30 protein-coding genes and 1 pseudogene are annotated in these 26,300 nt (G+C 46.1%); 20 read left to right on the top strand and 11 right to left on the bottom strand.

The annotated features are described in order from the left end of the window. Nucleotides 1–296: 296 nt before the first annotated feature. The 6 genes from BGX16_RS03635 to BGX16_RS03610 form a co-directional block, all read right to left on the bottom strand. Entirely contained in the window at nt 297–509 is a 213-nt protein-coding gene (locus BGX16_RS03635) for a hypothetical protein (RefSeq protein WP_073305392.1), read from the bottom strand. A gap of 1 nt (nt 510) precedes the next feature. Continuing rightward, nucleotides 511–1,035 (bottom strand): hypothetical protein, encoded by a 525-nt coding sequence (locus tag BGX16_RS03630; protein WP_095879358.1) that lies wholly within the window; start codon nt 1,033–1,035, stop codon nt 511–513. 153 nt (nt 1,036–1,188) lie between these two features. Further along, a complete protein-coding gene (locus tag BGX16_RS14495) occupies nt 1,189–1,443 on the bottom strand; it encodes a hypothetical protein (RefSeq protein WP_157797850.1) in 255 nt (84 codons plus the stop codon). A 12-nt stretch (nt 1,444–1,455) separates the two neighbouring features. Next, the gene (locus tag BGX16_RS03620) at nt 1,456–2,160 is read right to left on the bottom strand and encodes a hypothetical protein (protein ID WP_100424835.1); all 705 of its coding nucleotides are present in this window, start codon (nt 2,158–2,160) and stop codon (nt 1,456–1,458) included. Next, nucleotides 2,160–2,801 (bottom strand): FISUMP domain-containing protein, encoded by a 642-nt coding sequence (locus BGX16_RS03615; RefSeq protein WP_241899426.1) that lies wholly within the window; start codon nt 2,799–2,801, stop codon nt 2,160–2,162. The genes BGX16_RS03620 and BGX16_RS03615 overlap by 1 nt, the downstream gene beginning before the upstream one ends. Beyond that, nucleotides 2,758–3,195, bottom strand: a complete 438-nt coding sequence (locus tag BGX16_RS03610; RefSeq protein ID WP_109587442.1) for a hypothetical protein — start codon at nt 3,193–3,195, stop codon at nt 2,758–2,760. Before BGX16_RS03610 ends, BGX16_RS03615 begins: the two co-directional genes overlap by 44 nt. Nucleotides 3,196–3,723: 528 nt before the next feature. Between BGX16_RS03610 and BGX16_RS14490 the strand changes: the two genes are divergently transcribed. From BGX16_RS14490 to BGX16_RS03590, 6 genes are all read left to right on the top strand, one after another. Continuing rightward, nucleotides 3,724–3,879, top strand: coding sequence for a hypothetical protein (locus tag BGX16_RS14490; protein ID WP_157797849.1), 156 nt, complete (start codon nt 3,724–3,726; stop codon nt 3,877–3,879). A gap of 62 nt (nt 3,880–3,941) precedes the next feature. Continuing rightward, the gene (locus BGX16_RS15200; RefSeq protein WP_198514846.1) at nt 3,942–4,250 is read left to right on the top strand and encodes a GNAT family N-acetyltransferase; all 309 of its coding nucleotides are present in this window, start codon (nt 3,942–3,944) and stop codon (nt 4,248–4,250) included. A gap of 411 nt (nt 4,251–4,661) precedes the next feature. Beyond that, on the top strand, nt 4,662–4,970 hold the full coding sequence (locus tag BGX16_RS14960; RefSeq protein ID WP_241899425.1) for an aminoacyl--tRNA ligase-related protein: 309 nt from the start codon (nt 4,662–4,664) through the stop codon (nt 4,968–4,970). Between the two features lie 70 nt (nt 4,971–5,040). Beyond that, nucleotides 5,041–5,364 (top strand): His/Gly/Thr/Pro-type tRNA ligase C-terminal domain-containing protein, encoded by a 324-nt coding sequence (locus BGX16_RS14955; protein ID WP_241899424.1) that lies wholly within the window; start codon nt 5,041–5,043, stop codon nt 5,362–5,364. Nucleotides 5,365–5,757: 393 nt separating this feature from the next. Then, entirely contained in the window at nt 5,758–7,086 is a 1,329-nt protein-coding gene (locus tag BGX16_RS03595; RefSeq protein WP_100424831.1) for a hypothetical protein, read from the top strand. Beyond that, nucleotides 7,083–7,853, top strand: coding sequence for a radical SAM protein (locus BGX16_RS03590; RefSeq protein WP_073188663.1), 771 nt, complete (start codon nt 7,083–7,085; stop codon nt 7,851–7,853). Before BGX16_RS03595 ends, BGX16_RS03590 begins: the two co-directional genes overlap by 4 nt. 115 nt (nt 7,854–7,968) lie before the next feature. On the opposite strand, the pseudogene BGX16_RS15195 reads toward BGX16_RS03590, so the two are convergent. Beyond that, a pseudogene (locus BGX16_RS15195) lies at nt 7,969–8,091 on the bottom strand (NgoMIV family type II restriction endonuclease); the annotation flags it as partial. Nucleotides 8,092–8,134: 43 nt separating this feature from the next. Continuing rightward, nucleotides 8,135–8,281: a hypothetical protein gene (locus BGX16_RS14480; protein ID WP_157797848.1), complete on the bottom strand. Its 147-nt coding sequence runs from the start codon at nt 8,279–8,281 to the stop codon at nt 8,135–8,137. A gap of 326 nt (nt 8,282–8,607) precedes the next feature. Here BGX16_RS14480 and BGX16_RS03580 point away from each other — a divergent pair, with 326 nt between their 5' ends. The 4 genes from BGX16_RS03580 to BGX16_RS03565 all read left to right on the top strand — a co-directional run bounded on the left by BGX16_RS03580 (nt 8,608) and on the right by BGX16_RS03565 (nt 13,072). Next, nucleotides 8,608–9,318: a hypothetical protein gene (locus tag BGX16_RS03580; protein ID WP_100424830.1), complete on the top strand. Its 711-nt coding sequence runs from the start codon at nt 8,608–8,610 to the stop codon at nt 9,316–9,318. Between the two features lie 94 nt (nt 9,319–9,412). Further along, entirely contained in the window at nt 9,413–10,867 is a 1,455-nt protein-coding gene (locus tag BGX16_RS03575) for an ATP-binding protein (RefSeq protein WP_100424829.1), read from the top strand. A 160-nt stretch (nt 10,868–11,027) separates the two neighbouring features. Then, nucleotides 11,028–12,239: an IS4 family transposase gene (locus BGX16_RS03570; RefSeq protein WP_100424378.1), complete on the top strand. Its 1,212-nt coding sequence runs from the start codon at nt 11,028–11,030 to the stop codon at nt 12,237–12,239. Between the two features lie 122 nt (nt 12,240–12,361). Then, a complete protein-coding gene (locus BGX16_RS03565) occupies nt 12,362–13,072 on the top strand; it encodes a hypothetical protein (protein ID WP_157797847.1) in 711 nt (236 codons plus the stop codon). Between the two features lie 846 nt (nt 13,073–13,918). Here BGX16_RS03565 and BGX16_RS03560 read toward each other — a convergent pair. Further along, complete coding sequence (locus BGX16_RS03560; protein ID WP_100424827.1) at nt 13,919–15,076, bottom strand: GGDEF domain-containing protein; 1,158 nt, start codon at nt 15,074–15,076, stop codon at nt 13,919–13,921. Between the two features lie 119 nt (nt 15,077–15,195). Here BGX16_RS03560 and BGX16_RS03555 point away from each other — a divergent pair, with 119 nt between their 5' ends. From BGX16_RS03555 to BGX16_RS03545, 3 genes are read left to right on the top strand one after another with little or no spacing between them, the layout of a single operon-like run. After that, nucleotides 15,196–16,272, top strand: a complete 1,077-nt coding sequence (locus BGX16_RS03555; protein WP_157797846.1) for a hypothetical protein — start codon at nt 15,196–15,198, stop codon at nt 16,270–16,272. 12 nt (nt 16,273–16,284) lie between these two features. Further along, a complete protein-coding gene (locus BGX16_RS03550; RefSeq protein ID WP_100424825.1) occupies nt 16,285–16,497 on the top strand; it encodes a hypothetical protein in 213 nt (70 codons plus the stop codon). Nucleotides 16,498–16,513: 16 nt separating this feature from the next. After that, nucleotides 16,514–18,313, top strand: coding sequence for an FISUMP domain-containing protein (locus BGX16_RS03545; protein WP_100424824.1), 1,800 nt, complete (start codon nt 16,514–16,516; stop codon nt 18,311–18,313). Between the two features lie 59 nt (nt 18,314–18,372). Here the strand turns inward: BGX16_RS03545 and gpmA are convergent, their stop codons facing one another. After that, nucleotides 18,373–19,122 (bottom strand): 2,3-diphosphoglycerate-dependent phosphoglycerate mutase, encoded by a 750-nt coding sequence (gene gpmA, locus BGX16_RS03540; RefSeq protein WP_100424823.1) that lies wholly within the window; start codon nt 19,120–19,122, stop codon nt 18,373–18,375. A gap of 116 nt (nt 19,123–19,238) precedes the next feature. Here gpmA and BGX16_RS03535 point away from each other — a divergent pair, with 116 nt between their 5' ends. The 7 genes from BGX16_RS03535 to feoB all read left to right on the top strand — a co-directional run bounded on the left by BGX16_RS03535 (nt 19,239) and on the right by feoB (nt 25,344). Next, nucleotides 19,239–19,589 (top strand): YkvA family protein, encoded by a 351-nt coding sequence (locus tag BGX16_RS03535; protein ID WP_100424822.1) that lies wholly within the window; start codon nt 19,239–19,241, stop codon nt 19,587–19,589. Nucleotides 19,590–19,594: 5 nt separating this feature from the next. Then, nucleotides 19,595–20,671 (top strand): DUF2914 domain-containing protein, encoded by a 1,077-nt coding sequence (locus tag BGX16_RS03530; RefSeq protein WP_100424821.1) that lies wholly within the window; start codon nt 19,595–19,597, stop codon nt 20,669–20,671. Nucleotides 20,672–20,710: 39 nt separating this feature from the next. Next, nucleotides 20,711–21,121: a metal-dependent transcriptional regulator gene (locus BGX16_RS03525; protein ID WP_100424820.1), complete on the top strand. Its 411-nt coding sequence runs from the start codon at nt 20,711–20,713 to the stop codon at nt 21,119–21,121. 172 nt (nt 21,122–21,293) lie between these two features. Further along, entirely contained in the window at nt 21,294–22,529 is a 1,236-nt protein-coding gene (locus tag BGX16_RS03520; protein ID WP_100424819.1) for a hypothetical protein, read from the top strand. A gap of 22 nt (nt 22,530–22,551) precedes the next feature. Further along, entirely contained in the window at nt 22,552–22,761 is a 210-nt protein-coding gene (locus BGX16_RS03515) for a FeoA family protein (RefSeq protein ID WP_100424818.1), read from the top strand. A gap of 22 nt (nt 22,762–22,783) precedes the next feature. Continuing rightward, nucleotides 22,784–23,011 (top strand): FeoA family protein, encoded by a 228-nt coding sequence (locus tag BGX16_RS03510; RefSeq protein ID WP_100424817.1) that lies wholly within the window; start codon nt 22,784–22,786, stop codon nt 23,009–23,011. A gap of 14 nt (nt 23,012–23,025) precedes the next feature. Beyond that, entirely contained in the window at nt 23,026–25,344 is a 2,319-nt protein-coding gene (gene feoB, locus BGX16_RS03505; RefSeq protein ID WP_100424816.1) for a ferrous iron transport protein B, read from the top strand. Between the two features lie 439 nt (nt 25,345–25,783). On the opposite strand, the gene BGX16_RS03500 is transcribed toward feoB, so the two are convergent. Further along, complete coding sequence (locus tag BGX16_RS03500; RefSeq protein ID WP_100424815.1) at nt 25,784–26,206, bottom strand: flavodoxin; 423 nt, start codon at nt 26,204–26,206, stop codon at nt 25,784–25,786. Nucleotides 26,207–26,300 lie beyond the last annotated feature (94 nt).

Here is a 26,300-nt window from a genome sequence, read left to right as displayed (position 1 = left end):
GCCGGACTTTGTTCCGGCATCGCCTTTTAGAAAACGCAGACTCATTGAGCCTGCGTTTTTTTTGGTATAGGGGAAAGCCTTCCCCTGGTTCGCACTTCGTTGTTCTCCACCCTTTCTAGCGGATGTACAGTCGCCGCACCCGCAAAGCCATGCAAGGCGAGTGCCGCAGCCATGCTTGCATGGCTATGGCCGAGCCGCAGGGGTTTCTGTAACGCCCGGGCTTACCCCGCCCTCCCGCCCAAAACAGAAGACCATTGCTTTATCAGCAATGGCCTTCTGAAAAATATGTCCAACGTTTAAATTTCGAACAGTTTCATTTCCTGCTCTGTGAGCGGACGTCCCAAACTGTTTGAATAGGCAATTGCTTCATGCAAACGGAAATGTCGTTCTGTCGGAGATGGTTCAGTCAAACGACCGTCAGAAAAGTCTTCTCCGAAGCGGTCGAAATTTTCTCGCAGCGTATTACTCTTGCGTGAAGCAACGACGGGTTCGAGTTCTGCTACAATCATATTATGCCTCCTCGGGAAAATAGGTTTGAATTAGTTTCAATGCTCCATAACTGTCTATGTACATTTTTTGAGAATCGATGTTTCGCGCACCTAAAGTTTCACGATAATGTTCTACAAGATTCGTTTTTGCGGTAAATTGGATATAGCCCTCATTGCCGACATCCCAGCTTAACTTGCAAGCTATTGCAAAGAGATGAGCTCCTACGCCCTTGTATTTTCCTAAATGCCCGATATTCTCCGGAGCAGCTTCTACAATATCTACATGTGTATAAAATTGATCGCGGATATGCTTCAGTGCTATCATACCTTGCACTTGAGTGTCATCCTTCAACAACAACTCATAAACCTCATAATCGTGCTGATGTGGTATGCTCCAATCGAATTTCCATCCTTTTCGTTGTAGTGCTGCTGCATCCTTTTTTGAAATAGTTTTTAGGACAAGTCGAAATTCGGTATCGAGTTGTTCTCCTGTTTCTCGGCACACTAGGCAATTCGTTAGGGAATCTATTTGGATGTCAATTTCCATTGGGTCGCGTCATCCTTATCAGTGTAAATATACCTTTTTCGCACCTCAAAGGCAAGTTTTAGGGAGGTCCATTCCAAGTAGGAATAGCCCGTTTGGCTTTACAAATTGGCTCAAATTCGCCATTTTCTTCACAAAAGCGCTCTCTTTTGTTTGTTAAAGTTCAATACACTTATTTCTAGGAAACCAAAAACCATGTCCGCCTCTGGGGTAATAAAACAGCACATATTCCCCAGCCTTTGCATAGGCCCCAAAATACGCGATCCACTCGCCTTGATAACTATAGCGGCCATTTCCTGGAGACCAGCCATTACGCGATTGACATTTAAAGTTATATGCATTCGCCAAAGATGAACAAAGGCAAATAATTAGTAAAGCCAATACTATTTTAGGTAAATAAAATTTTTGCATGGATTCTCCATCTTACTGACAATCGTCCGGTCCCTTGGCAAAATCTAGTGCTTTTTTCCCGTTTTTACTCATACAGAAACCGAGATTGACACCTCCAATATATTTGATAGAACCGTTTTGTCTGTAAATCTTGAAGGGAGTTTCTCCGTTGTTTCCTATGGAAGCTAATACGCCAATTTTCATCATAGCGTCTTTTCTAGAACCGAAAATTCTAATTGCGTCAGCCGTGAAATTCAGAAAATCAACTTTATCAAGGGGTTTTTGTAATTTTGTTTCTGCGAACAGCACCTTTGCTAGCTCGCTTTCTTGATATTCGCATTCCGAATAGAAAATTCCGAAAGTCCCATAATACGAAAAATCCGTATAGCCGTTATCTTCATCCCCCCAACGAGTTTCCTTTGTTCGGAATACTTGATGCTTACAACAATATTGGTCTAAAGCATAAGTTGCATAATGAATCCCGTTTTTGGAAAATTCTTTGGCATCCTTATTTTCTGATATTCTGAATTTTTCAAAGCAAGTAGTTCCTTCTTCGGGCTTTTCTTCGCCATTGTCATATTCAGGCCAGTTTTTGCTTACAAAAACGAATTCGTCCCCAAAAGAAAAACAACGGGTGTTGTAGATTTGATACTCTTCGGTGTTATCACAAATGGGATTGTCTGCAAATGCAACACTGACTATCACGCACAAAAAAAGATAGACGAAATTTTGATGCATCAGTAGTCCTTTATACAACGAACAGATACGCCTTGATATTCCTCAACAGTGTTATCTCGAACAACGTTCGTATATTGTCCTGGAAAATAATACCCCACATTACTAGAGGATGTTCTAAAAATTGCCCATTGGCCTTTATAACTAAACTCCCATCTATCCCTGCCATCTTGATACATAATACCATCGTAACGATTGTAAGAACCTGCTAATAAAATATTAAACTTGTAACGATTATCTCCCGCATAATATTTTGAACGTAATACGTAGCCCGCAGTCTGTAGTCCGCCAACAAATGCAAATAGAGTTTCCCATTCTGATTCAGACGGCAAATGCCATCCAGATGGGCAGGCGTTCATTGCCGTGTAGTATGTGTAAAGCCGTCCATATTTTTTACAATTTCGATATTCGTTGTCGTAGCACCAGCTCCCATATCCGTTATCAACCGCATAATTCAGATTCTGCGCCATCCATACTTGGTTGCCAATTTTTACGGTCTTATAAATTTGACCATCTCTTTTATCCTTAAATGAACCTGCTGTAGATAAAACCGCAAAGCAAAGTATCAGTATCCCTATTTTCATCATAAAAATATCTTCCCTATTTACGATTTTTCTTTCTAGCAGACGAATTAAGGAAATCACGCAAGTAATTTCCAAACTCGGTATATTCAACTTGGTCGCAATATCCGGTGCTTGTAGTAGTCTTACAACTTACAACATTTCCACCATTATATACAATTTGTCCGTAATAACGAAATTCACCCAAAGCGTAATAGAATTTTGTCATCATAACATAGCCGTCAATTTCAACAATCAAATTGCCTTCTTGTCCAAATTGTCGCTCGTAATAACGAGCATAATTATCATTACCATTGTAAAAGTAAACATCTTGTTGAACATTTTTCAAAGTTTCACAAGATATCTTTTTGACGCGAGTACCTGAATCATAGCTTGTTCTGCGCGTTTGGAAATAGCACTGTTCAGCCAATGCCGAAGAATACAAAGCAAGAAGCATTGCTACAATAACTTTTTTCATACATCATCCCTTTCCGCCAAAGGCGGCTTGCGAGAAGAGCTCTTGTTCGGTAGCCCGCAACTATAGATTGTTTCGTCACTTGCTTTTCTCGCAATGACGCTACAACTTCTCCGCACGATTTTCAGGAAACAAAAAAAGGTGCGAAGTCGCAGGCTTACGTATTGAAGGCTCTGGTAACCCGTTAGCGATAAGCAACAGACGACCCGCACCACATGGGTGCGAGTAACATCCTGTTCCCTGCTAACTTCAAGTTTACCAGACTTTTCAATACAGGAACAAGATTCTACTCTAAAATCATTATGTCTCTATAAATATAGCATCGTCTGCTCTACCTATTCAAAGACAAAAATGAATTTAGGCCGTCTGTTGCCGATTTTGTTCACCTGTAAGGCTTACATCTATTAGTTGGCTTTTACCCTCTCAAAAAGCCACACTTTTATGCAAATTTTTTCTTAACAATCCTTGTTGCGAATCGTATAAAAGCCTATGACTTGCCTTTTAGACCTGAAAAAAGTCTATATTTAGGGTATGGCATTAGCAATTCGACCATTACCTGTTTTGGAAAACGCAGCAGCTGACCGCTTCGTGAAAAAAGCGAACCGGACGCTGAAAGCGAACAGAAAACTTGACCTGTCCAAAAAGGTCAAGGCTGCACTTTCTATTCTCAAAACGGCGAAGATTTAGCCAAATGAATTATCTTTCGACCAACTGCAGGTTGATAAAGGCTGATCAACAACTATCCTTCGGTGCTAATCGGTCGCCTTGCTGTAAGCAAGGATTTTCAAGGACATGGTATCGGTTCAGAAATCTTAGACTTTCTAAAGATTTGGTTTTCAGACTCTCACAATAAAACTGGTTGCAGGTTTCTTGCTGTTGATGCCTACAACGCCCAATCTGTCTTAAAATTCTATGGAAATAATGAGTTTTCGTTCATTTTCAAATCCGAAAACGAAGAGCGAGCTAGTTTACAGTTGCACGAGAGCGAACCTTTACGCACTCGCATGATGTGTTGCGATTTGTTCCATTACGCAGAAGCCCTTAGAAATAACAAGTAGAACTTCTTTTATGCGAATTTGAGCGGGCGTATGCTCGCTCATTTGCGTTAGGGATTCCCCAAAGGGGATAAGAACACTAAGGGAGTTAACTCCCAAGTGTTTCTATAAGTGACCCCTTGGGACGGCGCTGTGGCGCCGTTTTAGGAGGCAGGTGTCGAGCGAAGCGAAGACAACCGCCCCTAAAATATAGCCCGACCGCACAGAATGTGCGGGAACGCCCATAAGACCAACATACGAAGTGGCCGACTTCTGCGCCCTTGTCAAGGAAATCTACCACGACTTCGGATTCGACGAAATCGTGGTGAAGTTCTCTACCCGCCCGGAGTAGCGCACAAGCCGAATGCAGCGAAAACAAACTCGTTTGTTTTCATTGCTGAGGCGAAGCGCAGACGCCAAAGGCGTCCAAAGCGCGTGGGTTCCAACGAAATCTGGGACAAGGCGGAAGCCGCCCTCGCCGAAGCGACGAAGCTCGCTGGCCTCGACTACATTTTGAATCCGGGCGAAGGCGTCTTCTACGGCCCGAAGCTTGAATTCACGCTGAAGGACAGCCTCGGTCGTGACTGGCAGTGCGGTACGATCCAGGTGGACTTCAACTTGCCGCAGCGCCTTGGTGCCGAATATGTCGGCAAGGACAACCAGAAGCACATTCCGGTGATGCTCCACCGTGCAGCTGTCGGTTCCATCGAACGCTTCCTCGGCATTTTGATTGAAGACAGATGACAAGTCGAGTGTCGCGGTCAAACTTGTTTGACCATGACCGAGACGCATCATCTGGGGCGAAGCCCAATTCATGGGCGATTTCCCGCTATGGCTCGCTCCGGTTCAGGCCCGCGTGCTACCGATTTCCGAGAAGTTCGTTGACTACGCGAAGAAGGTCGAGAAGGAACTCGTGAACGCCGGCGTCCGCGTGGAAGTGGACGAAAGCAACGAGAAGCTCGGCTACAAGATCCGCCAGTGCGAACTCCAGAAGGTGCCGTACAAAATTATTGTAGGCGAAAAGGAACAGGCTGAAGGCGTTATCGCAGTCAACAAGAGAAAGGAAGGCGACAAGGGTCAGATGACCGTCGCCCAGTTCCTCGAAATGACCGAAGACGACAGAAAAGTCGTGCGCTAGTCAGTCATTTGTCATTGCGAAGGGCGAATAGCCCTGAAGCAATCTCTGAAAATTTCAAACGTCCGTCTTATTAGGCGGATGTTTTTTGGTAAAAGGGGAAAGCCTTCCCCTCGCTTCCGCCCCGGTCCCGCCCTTATTGTCATGCCCGCATAGGCGGGCATCTTCTGTCGAATCCGCCCGACCGGGTCTTTCGCTACCCTTTCTGTGAGCCCTCAGTCGCCGACTCGCAACGCCCCGGCTAATCCCGCTGTTGACCCTCTTTTTTTTGTCAAAAATGTGAGCTAGATGAGTTTTTATCCCCAAATTTTGATTTTAACTGTAAAATGACAGATTATGACATTGGATTGAATATATACTTGTAATGACTAAGGTTAATTTGATGAGAAACGTCCTATGTTTATAGATAAGGAATATCCTGCAACTCACTCAATGTCCACGGGTTGGTTCATTGCTGATAAAGACGGCAACATCGCCATTTTTGATTTTAATGAAAACGGCCCTATTCCGTGTGACATTCCTGAAAGCAGTGCTAACGGAGTCTTGGAAGAAGATTTTGTTTTACCAGATGAAAAAGGCATTCGTAATTTTAATTTTGATGATAATCAAGCCGACATCATTATTGAAAAATTAAAAACGCCTAGTGAATTTGATGAATATGGTGAATATATCGTTTTAATTGATGTGGCGCAAACGGAAGAATTTCTGAAGTCGGCCTTAAAAAATAAGTATCTACATGCCTGTTATTCCAAATCAAAAGGACTTTATCTCATTGAACCTTATGAAGCGAAGACTACAGCAAATGAGTTGATTCAAAGAAAAATCATTTTAAAGTCAAAGATATTTTTCTTTGATATAAATAATGATGTGTATGATGAAAAAACAGGGTCGTATAATTATGTTCACGATGATTTATTTGAAATTTTCCCATTCTATCTTTATCAGCAACCGTATTGGACTGCTCATTTAACGGAACGTACCTTTGTTCCTAAATGTAAGTTTAAGATAACTCAATTCAATCCAGATGATCAAAAAAGGGTTTTGCGGCTACCCATAAGTTTTGACGAATGTTCAAAACTTCAAATAGCAGAATTTTTACCTTCTTACAGTTGTGGCAATGATTATGTTAGTATAGGTAATCATGGCTTTGATTTGTTGCCATTGACTAATGGAAATTTCAAGTATATTAACACATCTTATTTGCCAGTTTCGTTATTTACGAAATGTTATACGGAAAGACCCACAATTCTTTTTATTGGAAGCTGTTACGATGACAATTCTTTACTTCAAGAAGACCCTGTTCTTTGTATGAAAAGCGGTGCTATATTCCCGTATGAAGAAAGATCTTATTTTGAAGAAAAAGAACGAATTAGAAGTTTTTCTGGGAAAAGGGACGAAATGTTCATATCCAAGATTAAAATGCTCAAAAAAGATTGGTGGAAATATTTCTCTGGTTTTGTTGAATATTGGGATCAGGTCTTTGATATTATAAATCCGCATGTCGTTATTATTGAAGATAGTATTTTTGAAAATGTTTTGAATGAATTAGAAGTTTCTAATAATAAAATTTCCATTCTTGGAATAGAGTATCCATATTATTTGTTAAGTGAATTAGATAATCGAAAAAAGGAAATTGAATGTTTGGCAAATAAACCATATAGAGGAAAACAACTTCTGTTGATTCTAGATAAAGAAGACATTGAAAAGTGGTTGAAAATGCAATGAAAGAACTTCTCTCCATAGATTTGTCAAACTATTGTTCCAAGCGTTGCTCGTTCTGCTATAACCACAGCAATCCTGAAGGTGCAATAATGTGGAAACCTGCGGAGGTAATTGATTTTGCCTCCGATTGTGTAAAAAATGGAATCAAGGCAGTTTCTTTAGGTGGTGGGGAACCTTTTGAGTATGAAGGCATTTTTAAAATAATGGATGCTCTTTATCCAATAACCTATTTAAGTGTGACGTCAAATGGGCTTCCGCTTTTGAAAAGGGATGTCTTTGAAAAATTGTTGAAGCATAGCCCCGATAAAATTCATTTGACGATACATAATCCAGATAATCAGAAAGAAGTGATTAGAGTGATTGAACAAGTCGTTGAATTGAGTAAAACAAAAATTAAGCCCGGTGTAAATCTTTTGGTTTCTTCGTATTGTATTGCGGAATGTCAAGAGGTTTATGCAAAACTTTTAGAAACTCTGCAATCAAATCAAATTATTCTAATTCCGAAACGATTCGGTGATACTCCTACGGCAAAGCAAATGGCTTTTGTTGCAAATGGCAAACCATTCCAAAGTCCGTCTTGTTTGTTAAAATGCGAAATCCCTTCAAAATTTGTGTCGGTGTCTTGGGACAAGAAAGTCAATCACTGCAGCTATGCTGGTGGAAAAGAACCTTTGCGAACCCTTGATTATGCTGGGCTTGTAGACGCATTGAAACGGGTTGTTTTTAGCAACTGCTCTAAAAGAATTAATCTACATAGCCAAACTGAATGAGAAAAAGAGTTTTATCATTCTTTTAATGTAATTATATTGTATTATGTGGACGGAGAGTCCCTGTCAAAGATTCAGCGTTCTATGTCAAATCCGGCGCAACTTTTCATTTTAGAATTTACACAACCAAATCTAAAGGCAAATCACTGATATCCTTCAGTCGCTTTCCTTTAATAAGTACATCCAAAAGTTCTTTGGAATCTTCAGCCCCACTTTTCTCAACGGCTTCGATTAACTCGTAGAGAGCGAAGTGATTATGGGGAAGCTTACAATTATGGGGAAGCTTACAGCGGCATTAGCCCTTTTTGCAAATTGCTCTGAAAGCCCGAGCGTCCCACACCTTTCACCGAAGAAATAAGCACAGAAAGTTCATCTGACATGGATTCGTCAACTTCAATCAGTTCCAGTTCCGTTTTCGAATCAAGTTTCATCAAGTTCCATTTTGGATTCTTCGACAGAAGGTCCGAGTGTCAGTTCGAGTTCTGTCACTCCATCATCATCCAGCAACATTTTTCAGCGCAGTAGTTCCAGCAAAAGACATAATGACTTGGTCGAACCCGACGCACCCCTGAGTTCTTCCGGTAGCGGTGTTGCAACAATACCATTACGGTCTTTTATCGATTCAAATGAAACACGCACTGTAAATTTGCGGGTGCTCTACCCAGCGGAAGAAGGAAAACTAGACACGGGATTTTTCTCCCTCAATTAATGTTTTTTGTATGAAGACGGAAGTTTTAAATGCAAGCAGGGACAATGCATGGAAAATGTCGGCGGCACCATCAGTGTTCCGTATGGTGGAATCACAATACAAGTGGATTATCATGACAACGACAGTAGCGCATACGGCAGATACTTTCACGAAAGCACAGAAACAACACTTCTCTTTGATGTGAATCTCGGGGACAGCGCAATCACCTCATATATCCCATACAGCAACATTCCCGAATTTGACAAGGCAAATGTCAAAAGTCATCTAGAAACGCTCTCGGCCAACGGGTGCGAAGTCCTTTTCCGTTACGAAGGATGCTATCGGCTTTATGCCGAAGGGCTCCCAGAAGGAATCATCCTCTACCATGACGGAAGCGGCCTCAATCCTACTGTTAGATACTCTCCATTTGCTTCGGCAAATTCTGAAGACTTCGAGAAAATAACAGAGCATTACACGAGCCTTTCCAATCCAGAAACGACGGACTCCATAATAAATGAAATTCCCTGTATACAATCATTAGTCGATTATTGCGAACAAGAACATGTGTCACTGTTTCCAAGAACGAATACGGTTGCAGGGTCGTTGCGCATTCCTATTACAAGGACGATATGGCAGGATACTGTCATGGTTGGGAACTGCCCGACCTCGCCAAAAGGTATTCCAGCCGCCTCATCTACAAGGACCAATATGGATGTAGCGGCTCAATGCAAATCACGAGCGAATTCAAGTAACTTTTTGAGGAAGAACGCCTGTTTTTGATGAATTTTTGAGGAAAATTTTCTAATTTTGACGAAAATTATTGATTTTTGACGAATTTTGATTAAATTTAACGAAAATAGGATTCGTCAAAAATATGCTAGAGAAGAAATTAAAGAAAATCGTTGAAGAAGTCTGTTTGCAAAAAAGCGAAAGCAATCATATCGAAATCAAGAAATCTGCGGGCGGCTGCCCTCGATTATTCGATACGTTATCTTCATTTTCAAATCAGAAAGATGGCGGTATTATCCTGTTCGGTATAGACGAAGAAAACGATTTCAAAATTTGCGGCGTATATAACGTAGCCGACTTGATAAAGAAAATATCTGAGCAATGTCTGCAAATGGAGCCTCCAGTAAAAGCTCTTTGCACAACAACAACGTTACATCGTAAGACAGTCGTCTGTGCAGAAATCCCCGAAATGGACGATTTCCAGAAGCCCTGTTTTTATAAGGGTGACGGGCGACTCAGGGGATCATTCGTACGCGTCGGCGATAGCGACCGACAAATGACAGAATACGAGGTTTACACCTTCGAGTCGTTCAAGAAAAAAATCGAAGACGAGTTACGCCCCGTCGAACGCGCCGATAAAAAAGAATTGCAAACGGACACCTTCAAGAAATACACTTTGGCCTTGCAAGAAAAAAAGCCCCATGTATTCGCACTTCCGGTTCAACGATGGATGATGCTGCAAGGTTTTGTGTCAAACGGGCACCCAACTATTGTAGGATTATTCATGTTTAGTGCCTACCCGCAAGGGTATTTCCCGCAACTAGGGATAACAGCGGTTGCAGTTCCTGGAACAGAAGTCAGTGGAATTGGCGAAATTGGCGAGCGTTTTTTAGACAACAAACGTATCGAAGGGACAATTTCACAAATGAAGGATGATGCCGTAGCTTTCGTCATCCGAAACATGAGGGTGCGCACCGTCATCGACGAAAAAACAGGCGAACGAACAGACAAGACTGAATATCCCGTTATCGCCATTCGTGAAATCATCCTGAACGCCCTCGTCCATCGCGATTACAGCATTCATACGGACAATTGCCCCATTACAATCAGAATGTTCACAAACAGAATCGAGGTTGAAAATCCAGGCGGACTTTATGGCCGCAATCGCATAGATACGCTTGGAGATTATGGCGCGGACACCCGAAATCCCTACCTTGCAAACGCACTCGAAATTATCGGGCAAGCCGAAAACCGCTACAGCGGAATACCGACAATCCGCCGAGCCATGGAAGAAGCCGGATTGGAACCTCCTAAATTTGAAAGCGCTCGAGGCATTTTCCGCGTGACTTTGTACAACACTCTAAAAAAAGTTTCCGCACCGCTAACAGAATTGCAGCAACGGATTTTAGAATTCTGCAAAGTTCCAAGAAGCCGCAGCGAATTGGAAACCGAGTTCAAAAGCGAATTGACCGGGGCCTATCTGATGACTCGGCATATCTACCCGATGGTTAAGGAAGGGCTGCTTTCACTCACAATCCCTGACAAGCCCAAGAGCAAAAACCAACGATTCGCGAGAAACAATTCACGCGGTTATTCGTAGCAAGCGAGATGAAGGTAAAACCGTCAAAATATAAAAAGGTATTATTAGTGTCCGGTAAAAAATATAGCCAAAAATAAAAATGGCAGGCTCCTCAGACGAAGAACCTGCCCGTTTTGTTTTTACCTTGTAATTACCACAAAACAAAGGGAAACAAAACGCTATGGCCAAAAGTACATTTTTTACCGGACAGCCGGTCTTCGCGCAACTCTGCAAGTATCTCGACAGGGACGAAATCCTCAGAATCAGCACGGAATCCGGCGGAGAACGCTACAGAAAGTCCTTTGACGCATGGACTCACCTGCTTTCGATGCTCTATGCGGTCGTGATGCGGTTCGATTCCCTGCGGGAGATAGAGGCGTCTGCGCTGACATTCGTGAGCAGAATGCCGCACCTGCAGATGAGCTGCGTGCCCAAGCGGAGTACGCTGGGGGACGCCAACGCGAAGAGAAGCGAGTCCATCTTCGGGGACACCTATTTCAGCCTGCTAAGAGCGCACAGAAGCCGACTTTTACCGGACAGCCGCCTCAACGGGCTGCCCGGATGGCTGGGACGGCTCAAAATCATCGATTCCACAACGGTGACGCTGTTCTCCAACCTGGTTTTCAGGGGTGTCGGCAGGGACCCGAAAATTGGAAAGAAGAAAGGCGGCATAAAGGTCCATACAGTCATCAGCGCGAACGAGGGGGTTCCCGGCGACATCAAGTTTACTTCCGCGGCCACCCACGACAGCTTCATGCTCAAGCCATGCGACTTTGACGACGGCGACGTGCTCGCCATGGACCGCGCCTACATCGACTATGAAAAGCTGGAGGATCTGACGCAGCATGGCGTTACCTACGTGACCAAGATGAAAAGAAACCTGACCTACGAGACGGTCTCGGAGAGCGTCCTGCTCGACGATGGCAGGTACCGGAACAGGTCGGTCAGGGACGTCGTGTTCCACAAGGGCGCTACAACGCATAGGGCCCGGATTATCTCGTACACCGAGACCAAGACTTCGAGGAGAGGGAGCAAGGAGCAGGAGGTCCAGCTGCTGACAAACAGCCACGATCTCGGCGTGGATGAAGTTATCGCCATCTATCAAAGGCGCTGGCAGATCGAATCGCTTTTCAAGCAACTTAAGCAGAACTTTCCCCTGCGCTACTTCTCTGGGGTGAGCGAGAACGCCATCAAGACCCAGATCTGGGTAACCCTCATCGCGAACCTTCTCCTGACCCTTGTGCAGCGCAGCCTTGAACGGCGCTGGAGCTTTTCCGGACTTGCGACAATGATGCGAATAATCCTGATGCTCTACATTGACATGTTTGACTTTTTTGAACATCCCACAAGGGACTGGGAACGCATGCTGCAGCATCCACCTTGCCCATCGTAGCGTCCAAATTTCTAGGGAGGGGGCTTGCAACGGCAAAGTCAAAGTCTAGACCGCGTAAATTCTGGGGTCTAGACGTTCTGAAAATTTTCTCCGGACACTAATAAAAAGGTATATTAAACGGTGTGACATCTAAAAAATACATTCAACATGGATTGAAGATTCTAAAAAAAACAATAATTTATCTCACAGTTATTGCTGGCGTCGGTTTTATTGCCCTAGCGTGTTATATTATCTATGTTACATATATGATTTTAAAAACACCGTCTCCCCATTACGAGGAAAAGGAGTTTGCCCCCGAATACGAACTTGACGACATCAATCCTAGGGTAAGCAATGGACCCCCAAAATATATAAAGAAAAGAGATTTTGATTACAGTATTGCAATCACAGATAAATTCATATACAATGATGGATTCGCCCCTTATTTAATTATTAACGCGACCCAAAATGAAATTTATACAACAGTCCATTACGTAAAAGATGAACGCTGCTACCACACTCCCGATGGTGGGTGGTTCTGTGACCGGATAATCATTGGTAGCTGTCCTGCACCCCAAATAACGAAAATACAAGCGGACAATCTTTTAAGAGCATATCTCAGTTTCAATGCAGAAAACACATCTGTTTCACTTCCCGGAAAAATTTTTTCGCCATTTGACATTTATGTCATAAGAAAAGACAAACACCTAGACGAAGCTTCTATCATACATGTGCCAAAGCTTTCCGTTCGAGCAAAAAAATCAACCATGGTCTTAATTCAAGAATTGCAAAATACAGTCCCCGGAATAGAAAAGCTTTTTCTAAATTGTCGAGGCCGATTCAATAGAGACTAATTTCCCAAGAGCGGACATGCAAAATTCAGTTGTTTTGTACCGAATTTGATAATCGTTGATTATCAAATCGTCTGCATTGCAGACGATTTTAGAGTTTCTCTATCTTTCGTCTCTGACAAAATAGCGCATTTCTGAAATAATTGAACTTGTACTGTATAAATGCACCCTAAATTCGAAATCAAGCCAACAATGAAAAAACGAAAAGCCCCTGTACAGTCTGTACAGGGGAGAACTCTGAGATGTTGTTAAACCTGTGGTACCTTGAGCGTCCATGTAGATATAGGTCCAGATTTCACCACCATCTATCATAGCTTTATTCATTGGAACGCCAAATTTTTGGGTAATTTACTCAGCTGTTGTAACATTTTTTCACACTTGAAGCGTCAAACAAAGCGGTGGTCTGCGAATATAATCCAGAATTTAAATATGGCTATTGCGTCGAGAACGGCCCAACGCATTTGTAATTGTGATTCTGCGTTAGGGATTCCCCAAAGGGGATAAGAACACTAAGGGAGTTGACTTTCAAGTGTTTCTGTAAGTGACCCCTTGGGGCGGCGCTGTGGCGCCGTTGCAAGAGCGGCGCGGGCGTACCTATACAAGACTTAGAACTTTAGTTCTTAGTCGCTGTTTTCTCGAATTTCATACACAAAACGATACAAACCCTGAATGATTTCTCTATACCGTTCAATACCTTGTCTGTATAATTCGGAAACGATTCATCCGCTTTCGGGAAAATGCGACAAGGAGAATGCGTCATAGTGAAAGAACTCCCCTGAATCTGATTCACTAGAGCAACCTAAAAAGAGGGAACAAAAAAGCTAGTACCATCGATAATTTTTCCCCAAATCAGCTTTTTCTTCTGTCGTACTGGGCATATCGGGTGTAGAATTCGCGTTTGTTTTCGTACATCCGCTTATCCAGTTCGTTCACAAAGTCATCGGTCGTTTGCGTGTTCAAATCCAACTTGCACGTGCCTATGGCGACGGACAGCAGATAGTCGGAATGGTTGTGATAGTTGTACTGATCAATTCGGGAGTTGATTTGTTCGATGCAGGTCTGAATCACCGGGTCGGACTGGGTCTTCAGCAGAACAATGAATTCATCGCTCGAATAGCGGGTCACAAGTCCCATATCGCTGACGGCTGCCTGGAGGATTCTTGCGGTTTCCCCGAGGATCTTGTCGCCTTCCTTGTGACCGTAAGTCCGGTTGATCTTTTTGAAGTTGTTCAAGTTCAACATGATGCCGGTAATCTTGTATTCTCGAATACGCGGATATTTGCGGAGCAGGTAGTCCAGATAGGCCCGGTTGAAAAGTCCTGTGAGGTTGTCGCGGAAAATCTGTTCGTTCTGGAGGTTTGCCAAAATGCCGGCGACAGAAATTGCGAGGGTTGAAGCCACCACGGAAACGCCGTAGAAGAAGGATTGAATCAGGGCGCCGATCAAAGCTGGAATGAAGTATGCCCACATCGGGAAGTGCTTCAAAATACCGCCCTTCATACGGGTTTTGCTGTAGAAAATCAGTGAATCGATCAAAATACCGTAGTCTACGGCCAGGTAGTACCAGTACCAAGCCTGACGGCGATAGACGTTGTTCGAATCCACCGAGAAGACGATCGGCTGGGCAAAGTTCGCAAGCATCAAGAAGGCGCCTGTACCGATAAAGACAAGTAGGACTCCTTGGTGCAATTGTGAAAAGCGGCCGTTCAAGTGGATGGCAAGGAATCGCATCCAGTATAGGCCGGTCAGCATAATGGATGTGTACAGCCAAGCGTTCGATAAATAGATGAGCGCACGGGCGACATCTCCGGGTTTGCCGTCGAAGTAATAGGAAACCGGGTCCGCAATACAGTTCGAAAGCGTCAGGAACATCAACACCATCAGGGTCATGTTTTCTGGAGTTTTGTCCCTAAAACGCCAGATGTTCCCCGCAATCAATACGCCAATCAGGATGATGCCCAAAATGTTGGCGATACAGATGGTTAGTAAGTCAAAAGTCGGTTGCATATTTAAAAGATAAACGTTCTTCCCCTATATTGTAAACAAAAAAATATGCTTTTGCTTTGAAAAATGACCGACTTTGTTATCTTTTTTTTAGGTTGTTCACCACCTACAATGAGGTATATATGAAAAAAATTCTCGGCGGTTCTCTCTTTGCGATGGGTATGGTTATGCTCGCCGCTTGCGGTTCGAGTTCGAGCAGCGCATCGGATAACGACTCGGAGACGCTTTCTGCGGTCATCGATGAAGAAGCGCAGACGATTTCGCTCCTGCGAAATCTTTCGCGTGACTACTGTGTCCGATCCGAAAATAATACCTATATCTGGAAGAAAGTCCAGATGTATGACGATACCTTGGTATGGGGCTACAAGTTTGCAAATGATACCTTGATCGTGATTGACAATCCGGGGTCTTCTTACGAAATCGGTATGGTTTTGACCGGCGGTACGGCTGGCAAGCTCTATGGAACTTGGACGAGCAATCACTGCGTATATAAAGAGGGTGAGATTGATTGCAATTCCGATTTGAATATGGCGTCGTACATCTATCAGTACACGTTTACCAAGTCCTCGGTAAGTGGCAAGATTATCTTCTTTAAAGATGTAGATGCCGAAGAAAAAGAAGGCGTACGATTTGACGACTACATGAATTCTTCGTTCATGAATCGCTTCTTTTACAGTCTCTATATGGAAGACGATTTTGACCTGAGCGTTTGGAGTCTTGGCAATGAGGATTCGTCTGCGGTTATGAGCTACTCCGTTTACTATCCGGTCAGCTCCAAGTCGAAGAACAAGATGACGTTTACCGTGAACGATAACAAGGTGACGGTGAGCATGGATGAATTCAACTACGACGAAGATTCGGAAGAGGTTTCTTTGAAGCTTTCCGTTGTGTCGGGCACTCAGACTTGCGCTCTCGAATATGCGAGTGTCTACGAAATGTCTAGCAAGTATTGCAAGGCAGAAAATGCCGCTTACTTCGACATCGATGAAACGGATGATGCTTATGGCTATGAATTCTCTTATGTGGATGAATATGAAAAGAATACAGAAGATGAATTCAACGACTGCTTGAACAGGATGTTCTTCGGCAGTTCTAAGGATCAGGTCCTTTACAAGACGTCAGCAAGCTCTGTCGATTATAAGAAGTTCGGTAAGCTTCGTCGCGAATTCTACAAGGCTGTGAAGAACCTTAAGAAGTAATTTTCAGACTGATTGAATCTGAAGAAAACGGAGACGCAAGCGCTTCCGTTTTTTTTTGCCCATTCCGATGCGATTCTCCCGATGATGGGCGATCCGCTTTATTGCGAATTGGCTTTTGCAAACAATGTGGAGCCGGGAACGGCGACAGTGGCTCTGATGGGCCTTGGAAATTACTCCGGAGAAATGCATTTTCCGTTTGAAATTTTCTATTTTGTGTCGCGTTGATTTATAAGGGGAATTTATGTACAAAAGACTCACGGCACAGATTTGGGGGGTGACTGCGTTTTTTGCGGTGGCTCTGTTTGCGCAAGAAAGTTCGGGCGTAGCTCCGAAAAAAGATTCGGTCGCGACGGTACAGGATTCGGTCGCTGTTGCAGATTCTGCTGCAACGGACTCGGTGACGACAGATCCTTTAGCTTCTCCCGAAATGATGGCGATGTCGGAAATTCCGGCGGATTCGATCGTTTATGCGGCGGTCGATAGCCTTGCCCTGATGGAATCTCAAATTTCGCAGTCCTGCTCGGGTGTAACGGATGAAAACCTTTGCGTGGAATGGATGAAGACGCAGAGCTTTGCTACGTTGCAACGCTTGGATTCTCTTTTCTGCCAAAATCAGGAATCCATTCACGCATGTAAAATTTACCTCGACAGCGTTCCGCGTGAAAAACTTGGCCCGTACCTGCGCTCTCTCGATAAAAAGTTCCTTTTGGAATTCTACCAAGTCACAACGGTTGATTCCGTTTACGACAAGGAAATGACCAAGGGTGAATGTTACCGAGATCTGAACGAAATCGTCAAGACTTCCAAGCGTCGTATTGCCGATGCCGAAGAGGGGGATTCTCTCCAGTTTGAATTCGGCGCCTGTGCCTTCGACGATTCCAAACAATCGAAGCTCGCCTGCACCAAGATGCTGAACGCCTTTGTCCAGGCTCGCAAAAAACAGTGTGCCACGGAAGTCGTTCTCAAGGAAACTCGCGAAAAATTTGAACACCGCGAAAAGGTCAAGCTTTTTGACCGCAACATGGATGCCCTCTGGGCGGGCCTTTGGAACTTGGACTGGTTCGATCGGGACTCCAACTGGGTCGAAGACATGAAGTTCTTGCAGAGCAAGGGCTATGGCTATTCGGAAGAAAACCTGGTGGAACAGATTCGCACGGGCTTCCAGAAGACCGATGACGTTTGGAACTTCTTGCTTTTGAACGCTTGCTCCGTTTACCCGACGATCGATGACGCTTACGAAAAGCGCGTGTCGTTTAGACTCTTCGACTGCGATAAGATTTTTGAAATGCACAAGACTTCTTGCGACGGCTCCGTCAAAAAGAAAAGCGTTCCCCGCACCATGAACGGTTTGCAGGCTAGCGAATTTGTTTGCGATGCGGAATTGCACCGCTGGCGCCTCGAAAGCGATAATGAAAAGATGTTCGGCCTTTGCACCGAAAAGAACATGGGCACAGAAAAGAAGACATCCCATGGAATCGTCATCTGCGACAAGAACTGGAAAATGCTCAGCAAGGCAGACACCTGGGACAGCGATTTCTCGGGCAAGAAGTTCGTGAAGGGCAAGTTCCGTCCGAAGCGCACTTACTTTAAGGATTCCCGCGACGGTAAAATCTACCGCGTCGTACAGGCGGGCGATCAGGTTTGGATGGCGACGCATTTGAACTACAGCACTCTTTGGGGAAGCAAGTGCGCCGAAGGTTCCAAGGAACAGAGCTGCACCACGCTCGGACGTCTTTACAACTGGGAAACCGCCAAGCACGTTTGCCCGGAAGGTTGGCACTTGCCGGATTCCACGGAATGGACCAAGCTTTACACCTATCTCCGCGGTCGTGCCCACGCAAATCTGGCAAACAAGCTCCTGACTTCGGGCACCTTCGTGTGGCAGGCTTCAAAGGGAGAAACCTCTGTTTATTACTGGCTCCCGAACCAGGATGACAATGAAAAATTCACTGCCGCAGAATCGATGCAGGCAGGCGTGGAATTTGGAGCCCGTTCCAACAAACACGAATACTATCCGGTCCGCTGCGTCCAGGATTATTAAGCGTTCATAAAAAAAGACCGCTCAAACGAGCGGCCTTTTTGAAAATCAGATAGCAAGAATTACTTCTTAGCGCCCTGGTTCTTCACGGCGTTGATCTTAGCGTTGATGGCGTCCTGATCGCCGAGGTAGTGATGTTCGATCGGCTTGAAGTTGTCGTCGAGCGTGTAGACGAGAGGAACGCCAGTCGGGATGTTGAGACCGGTGATTTCGTCGTCAGAGATATTGTCGAGGTATTTCACGAGAGCACGGAGAGAATTACCGTGAGCCGCGATGAGAACCTTCTTGCCTGCAGCGACGTCTTTCTTGATCACATTTTCCCAGTACGGGACAACGCGGTCGATCGTAATCTTGAGGGATTCGGTAAGTGGGAGAATCTTCGGATCTTCGTTCGCGTACTTGGCTTCCTTCTGCGGGTTACGCGGATCGTCGGCTTCGAGAGCCGGCGGAGTGATGTCGAAGGAACGACGCCAGATCTTCACCTGGTCTTCGCCGTACTTTGCAGCGGTTTCGGACTTGTTCAAGCCCTGGAGAGCGCCGTAGTGGCGTTCGTTCAAACGCCAGTTCTTCACAACCGGAATCCATTCGAGTTCCATTTCTTCGAGAACGTGGTTGCAGGTGTGGATTGCACGCTTGAGGAAGGAGGTGTAAGCGATATCGAAAGTGAAGCCGTCCTTCTTGAGGAGCTGGCCGCCGAGCTTGGCTTCCTTGTGACCGGTTTCGGACAGATCAGGATCGCTCCAGCCGGTGAACAAGTTCTTGAGGTTCCATTCGGATTCGCCGTGGCGGATAAGAACGATTTTGTAACTCATTTTTATTTCCTTGTATTTTTCAAGTGGAATGATTTAGACAGGTAGAATATAAAAAAATTTTTCCTTTGCATTATTTGTGAAAAAATCGTTTTATTATTTTAAGAGCAGCGGAGTTTATGATGGAAGAGAATCGAGATCTAAAATTTAAGTGTGAAGAATGCCAAGCGGATGGCTGTTCTCCCCTTTGCAAAGGGGTGGCGATTGCTTTTGCGGTATTGGTGCTGATTTATGATATTTTCCCGGTCGATTTGATTCCAGATTCGGTGCCTGGAACTGGCTGGGTGGACGATGCCGCCGCTACATTGCTTGCCGGTTTGAATCTCTATCAGCATTTTGCGTCAGATTCCAAGTCGAAAACGGTCAAGATTGCCCGTTATGTGAAATGGATTTTCGGCGGTTTGGCGGTTTTTTCGGCTTTGATAATCGTCTTTCTGTTCTTTATGGGAATCGTTTTGTTTGAGGGTTAGTCTAATTGCTTCAAAATGCTCTGCAAAATTCTGTTGTTCAAAAAATACGCAAATTCTTTCCGGCTGCCGCATTTTTTGGCGGGTTTACGTGGGATTCCATTACACTTGGCAAGCTCGTTCAGACGACGGACTTGGCGATTCTTTTGCTGTACTATGTGGCGTCGCTTGTCTTTTTGCTGTTGCTCGCCGCAGAGCCTGGTAAATTCTTAAATCGCGCATGGAACGAAAAATGGCAGAACCGTTTTACCTATGCGGTACAGTTCTGCTTTGGTAGCCTTTTCAGTGCGCTGGTCGTGTGCTACTTTAAAAGTAGCGGGTCGTTGGGCGCCTTCTTTTTGGTGGCGCTTCTTGCGGTGTTCCTGGTGGCGAATGAATTCTTGCAGCAAAGCTATGCCAAGTTTGAATTTTCGCTGGCTCTCTTTAATTTGCTCGGGACGATGTACCTGAATTTTTTGATTCCGCATCTGGTGAATGGGATCGGCTTTTTTTGGTTCTTGGTTTCGGTCGCGATGTCTTTTGGAATTTGCTTTGGGGCCTTCAAGCTTTCGCGCCGTTCGAAGCGGGCGTTGATCGCTCCGGCGGTGATTTCCGGGATGTTGCTCATCGCTTATCTCGCGAACTGGATTGCGCCTGTGCCGCTCGTGCTCAAGGACCAGAATGCTTGTACGGGATTTTCCAAGGATTATACGTGTTACGTCGATGAAAACGATTTTCTCGGCGGACTGAGCGTTTATTTGGGATTTTCTCCGACACTTTCGATTGCTGAAGGGGAAGGGGTAACCTTTGTAAGCGCGGTTTTTGCCCCGGCGAAGGTCGAAACGCAGCTTGAACACCGCTGGTACCATCAGAATGCAAAGACGGGCAAGTATGAACTTTTGAACACGATTACCTCGGCGCGCATGACGACCCGGGGCAGTCGAGAAGAAGGTTTCCGCATCTATACAACCAAAAAGAACGTTCCCGAGGGCAAGTGGAAGGTCGAAACTGCGGCGAAGGGCGGCTCGGTCATCGGCTCCAAAACTTTTTACGTGCAAAAAATCTCGGAAAATGCCCCGAAAAGGGTCCTGTGGAAAATCCGCTGAGCTCTTGGGAATCTTGGAATTATGTAGATTGGTAGAACTATGAAAAAGCTCAGCCAAAGTCTAGAAGATTACTTAGAAGCGGTGCTCGTGCTGCATTTGTCAAAAGGGGCTGTTCGCCTCAAAGACATTGCTGCGGAACTTCGCGTTAAGGCTCCCTCCGTCGTTCGGGCTTTGGGCGAGTTGAAAGCTTTGGGGTACGTGGAACAGGAACCTTATGGGCTCGTAGAACTCACCCCGTCCGGCATGGCTGCGGCCAAGTCGGTCCTTTGCCGTCACAAGCTCTTGCGCGGCTTTCTTGAACAGTTAGGGGTCCCGTCGGAAATCGCAAATGAAGACGCCTGTGCCATTGAACACGTCCTTTCTAGCGAAACTTTGGACCGAATTGAGTCCTTTGTCGAAAAAAACGTCAAAAAAAACTCAAAAAAGAAAGAATCCAAGAAGACCACCTAGCAAGGTTGCCTTGGGTATCTGCAATTTCTGTTAAATTTAGCCTTGACTAATTATTTAGCTATAGCTAAATTTGTCCTAGAAATTAGCCAAAACTAAAAACTCTAGTTGAATCTAATTCAGATAGCGATCGCTAAGATTCAGATAGGTCAATTTGGCAATAACGAAAGGAATCATGATGACAAAGACTTTTGGTTTAATGCTTGCATCTGCACTCTTTGCAGCTCCGCTTTATGCTCAAGACGGTAATTACGAAGAAGAACCGGCTGCCGTTCAGAAAGAAGTTCAGCGGGAAGCATCTCAGCCGGCTGATGTCCAGCAGGCTGCAACCGCTGCCGCAACGGAAGCTTCTGCTCCGGCCGCTTCGAATGAAGGCCCGAAGTTCACGGTGGCTGGCGAAGTGGAATTCGAAGCCAATACGGATTACAAGAAGGTCGATCCGCGTGATGAAACGAACAACAACGCAGAAGAAAACAAATGGTTCCACGATTACGCTTCGACGTTCAATCTCGTGTTCGGCGTGCAGTTCACGGACAAGTGGTCTGCTGAAGCGGCTATTTCCGCTGACGGCGACGGTACCGCTCCGCATTTTGCCTATGACGGTGCTTTCATTCAGTATCAGCTAGGCGAAGGCGTCGCTATCAAGGCTGGTGACTTCACCTATGCAGAAGGCGCCTTCCGTTACTACGATTACGATGATCCGGGTGACTATGCGATTGGCATGGTGGAACGCAATACCCGTGGTCTCGAATTGAATGCACACGGTCTTCTCGTGGGACTCGGCTGGGGTCGCGATGACGATGACTGCAGCGATTCGGACGTCGGCTGCACCACTTACGACTTCCATGCCGCTTATGAACTCGCCCTGGGCAACCATACAATCCGTCCGTTCTTCAATTACAAGAGCTACCAGACGGAATCCCATAACAGCCTCCGCTTCGGCGTGACGGCTAACCTCGCTCTCGGCTCGATCGGTACCCTCCAGCTCGTTTACGGCTTGAAGTCTGACGCTCTCACCGAAGACACTCCGAAGATGACCCACGCTCTTGCTGCAGAACCGGAATTCAACTTCGGCAAGGTAAGCCTCAAGGCAACCGTCTTCAAGGCATTCCTCGATGACGATGATCCGACGGACTTGGAAGTTCCTGAACACTTCTTCGTCTATGCGGAACCGGTCTTCGGCCTTACCGAAAACTTGAGCCTCGGTGCACAGGTTGAATTGCACTCGATGACTCTCGACACCGATGCAGAGCTTTCCCAGCTTTGGCTCGCTCCGAAGGCTTATTACACCGTTTCGGATAACTTCGGCTTCGATGGTTACTTCCGCGTTTGCGTCCCGATGGGTGACGATTACGGTGAAAGCGATGAGATGTACCTCGTCGCCGGTGCATCCGTTGCGCTGTCTTTCTAATCCAACTCAAAGAGGTTCAGAGATGCCTTTAACTTTTTGCACAATTGGAGAAATTTTTACGGTCAAGCGTTTGGGTGGCGATAACGTTGTGAAACAGCACTTGAACGAACTCGGTTTCAGTGTCGGTACGCCGGTGACGGTCGTGGCGAGCCTTGGCGGCAACGTGATTGTGAAGGTGAAAGAATCTCGCATTGCTCTGGACCGCAAGTTGGCATGCCGTATTATGGTCTGATTTTTAATTCTTTGGAGATGACATGAAAACTTTACGTGATGTACAGGTTGGCGAAACCGTGAAGGTTGCCAAGCTCCATGGTGAAGGTGCTCTCAAGCGTCGTTTGATGGACATGGGTCTCACAAACGGTGCAGAAGTGTACGTTCGCAAGGTTGCTCCGCTCGGGGATCCGGTGGAAGTGACTGTGCGCGGTTATGAACTCAGCATTCGCAAAGATGATGCGGAACGTGTTGAAGTCAAAGACGCATAAGGAGTGTTCTGAAAATGGCAACGACAATTGCTCTCGCAGGTAATCCGAATTGCGGTAAGACTACCATGTTCAACGCCCTGACGGGTGCAAACCAGTATGTGGGTAACTGGCCGGGCGTGACGGTGGAACGCAAGGAAGGCCGCCTCAAGAAGTCCAAGGACACGGTCGTCACGGACCTTCCGGGTATCTATTCCCTTTCCCCGTACACTCAGGAAGAAGTCGTTTCCCGCGACTATTTGATGAGTGACGCTCCGAACGTCATTTTAAACATCGTTGATGCGACGAACATTGAACGAAACCTCTATTTGACGACTCAGCTTCTCGAACTCGGCAAGCCTACTGTCATTGCGCTTAACATGATGGACGCTTTGAAGAAGTCCGGCGACACGATCGACGTGCAGAAGCTTTCCGAAAAGCTCGGAGTCGTGATCGTCGAAACCCAGGCCCTTTACGGCAAGGGTGTTCAGGAAGCCGCTCAGAAGGCTGTGGAACTTTGCCAGTCCAAGGCTACACAGGCTCAAACGAAGTTTGCCGATGATGTCGAAAAAACAATCGCAGACGTGACCGCTCTTCTTCCGGCAACGATCAAAGAAAGTCTCAAGCGCTGGTATGCGATCAAGCTGATTGAACGCGACCAGAACGTGAAAGAACGCATCGCTTTTTCTGATGCGGACAAGGCTAAGGTTGAAGCATTGGTGAAGGCCCTCGAAACCGCCCGTGACAATGACAGCGAATCGATCATCACCGATGAACGTTATAACTACATCTGCGACATCCTGCAGGGCGTGCTCAAGAAGTCTGGAAAGTACTTGACCCTTTCTGACAAGATTGACCGCATTGTAACGAACCGCATTCTCGGCCTTCCGATCTTCCTCTTTGTGATGTGGGCTGTGTATTACATCTCCGTCACGACTGTGGGCTCCATGGCTACGGACTGGACGAACGATGACTTCGTCGGCGGTATCATGGAAGCTGTCCAGGGATGGATGGAAGGTGCCGGTGCAAATCCGATCCTGACCGATGCTCTCGTGAACGGTGTCATCGGTGGCGTGGGTGCCGTTGTCGGCTTCGCTCCGCAGATGTTCATCTTGTTTGTTTTGCTCTCCTTTATTGAAGACTGCGGTTACATGGTCCGTATCGCATTCGTGATGGACCGTATCTTCCGTCGCTTCGGTCTTTCGGGCAAGAGCTTTATTCCGCTCCTCGTTTCTTCGGGTTGCGGAATTCCGGGCATCATGGCTTCGAAGACCATTGAAAATAATAATGACCGCCGTTTGACGATTATGACCACGACTTGGGTTCCGTGTGGTGCAAAGCTTCCGGTGATTGCTTGCATGGCGGGCGTGATTGCAGCTGCGGGCGGCTTCGGTTCCTGGGTTGCTCCGGGCGTGTACGCTTTCGGTCTCGGTAGCGTTCTCCTCGCCGCCATCATGCTCAAGAAGACGAAGCCTTTCCACGGTGAAGCGGCTCCGTTCGTGATGGAACTCCCGCAGTATCACATGCCGCAGCTCAAAACCGTTTTGATGCACGCTTGGGAACGTACCAAGGGCTTCTTGATCAAGGCCGGTACGATCCTCTTCCTCGCTTGCTTGGCAATGTGGTTCCTTTCTACTTACGGCTTTGAAACTCCGGCTCCGGAAGCTGAAGAAACGGCTACGGAACAGGTAGCTGAAGCTCCGGCTGCGGAAGAAGTCGCTTACGAAACAGGCCTTGCCGCTGATTCGGAAAACCTCCAGTTCGGTATTGTTGAAAACTCGGCTAACTCGATTCTCGCCCGTATCGGTGACAAGCTCCGTTACATCTTCATTCCGCTCGGCTTCGGTGGTGAACAGGGTGGCTGGCAGGCAGCTGCCGCATCCCTCTCGGGCTTCTCCGCGAAGGAAGCGATTGTCGGTACCATGGCGGTTCTCGCCGGTGGTAACGAAGCCGCTGTCGAAGAAGCTTCGGGTGCAGAAGACGATCTGGATGCGGATAACCCGTTCAGTAAGGCTTTGATGACCTGGTTCCCGTCGGCTCTTGCAGCCTTCTGCTTCCTGATCTTCAACCTTCTCAATTCTCCGTGCTTGGCTGCGATTGCGACCATGGCTCGCGAACTCAATGACCGCAAGTGGTTCTGGTTCGCAGTGATTTTCCAGAATGTTTGGGCATGGGTCATCACCTTTATCGTCTACCAGATTGGTAGTGTGATTTTGGGTGCAGGTTTTGGCGTGGGAACCGTGATAGCAATCCTCTTCCTCGCAGGCATTCTCTTCCAGCTCTTCCGTCCGGATCCATACAAGGGTAATGCCTTTGGCGCAGTCCGCTCGGTGGACGCGATTGCGAATCAGAAGTAAGGATGAGAGGTTTATATGCTCGCAAATATCCTTGTCGTTGCAATTCTGTTGGTATGGAGCACTGGCGCAATCGCCTTCGTGTGCAAGAACGCAAAGGAAGCGGTCGTGAACCATAACCTTGGTTGTGTAGGTTGTTCCCAAGGATGTTCTTCGAGCGCCTCTAAACATTGCAGTCGATAGAATTGCCATAGACGATTCCCTCGGGGCGAAAGCTCCGGGGGGGATTTATAAAAAAGCTTCCCCCCTTCTTGAGGGAATTTTTTTGTGGAAGAACTTTGAAAATGAAAAAGGCTTTCCTTTTTGGGAAAGCCTTTTTAAAGTGAAAACGATTTATTTCTTTTGCGTTAAAAGCGGCTGAGCAGCCTTGACGCTAAAAAGGAAGGTTGGTAAGGTGTTGACTCTTCCTTACCAACCTTCCAGGAGACAATATCTTGGGAAATTACTTGGAAACGGCTGCGCCGAGTTCCTTGCACTGAGCGAGAACATCATCGCTCGGAGCTTCTTCCGAGATCACGCTTTCGCAAGCCTTCACCGGAGCGCCTGTGAAACAGTCGGCTTCCCAAAGTTTCATCCATTCGCCACCGCCCCAGCCGTAAGAGCCAAAGAGGGCAACTTTCTTGCCAGCGAGAGAAGATTTGAGATCGTTGTAGAACGGAAGGAATTCAGAATCTTCGAGTTCTTCAGCACCCATGGCCGGGCAACCGAGAGCGAAACCGTCGAAGGAATCTGCGGTGGCGAGGTTGAAATCAGAACAGGTGAAGAGCTGTGCGTCTGCACCGGCATCTTTAGCGCCTTCGAGAACAGCATTTGCCATGGCTTCGGTGTTACCGGTGCCGCTCCAATAGATGACTGCAATTTTCATAGTTGTCCTTTATTAGTCTTGTCTAATTCTTCCAAGATAATATACAACGGAACTGGATGTTAGTCAAGACTAAATATGGAATCTTTCAAAGAAT

The sequence above is a fragment of the Hallerella succinigenes genome (genome assembly GCF_002797675.1).
Lineage (GTDB): Bacteria > Fibrobacterota > Fibrobacteria > Fibrobacterales > Fibrobacteraceae > Hallerella > Hallerella succinigenes.
This window is presented reverse-complemented; position numbering and strand designations above follow the sequence as displayed.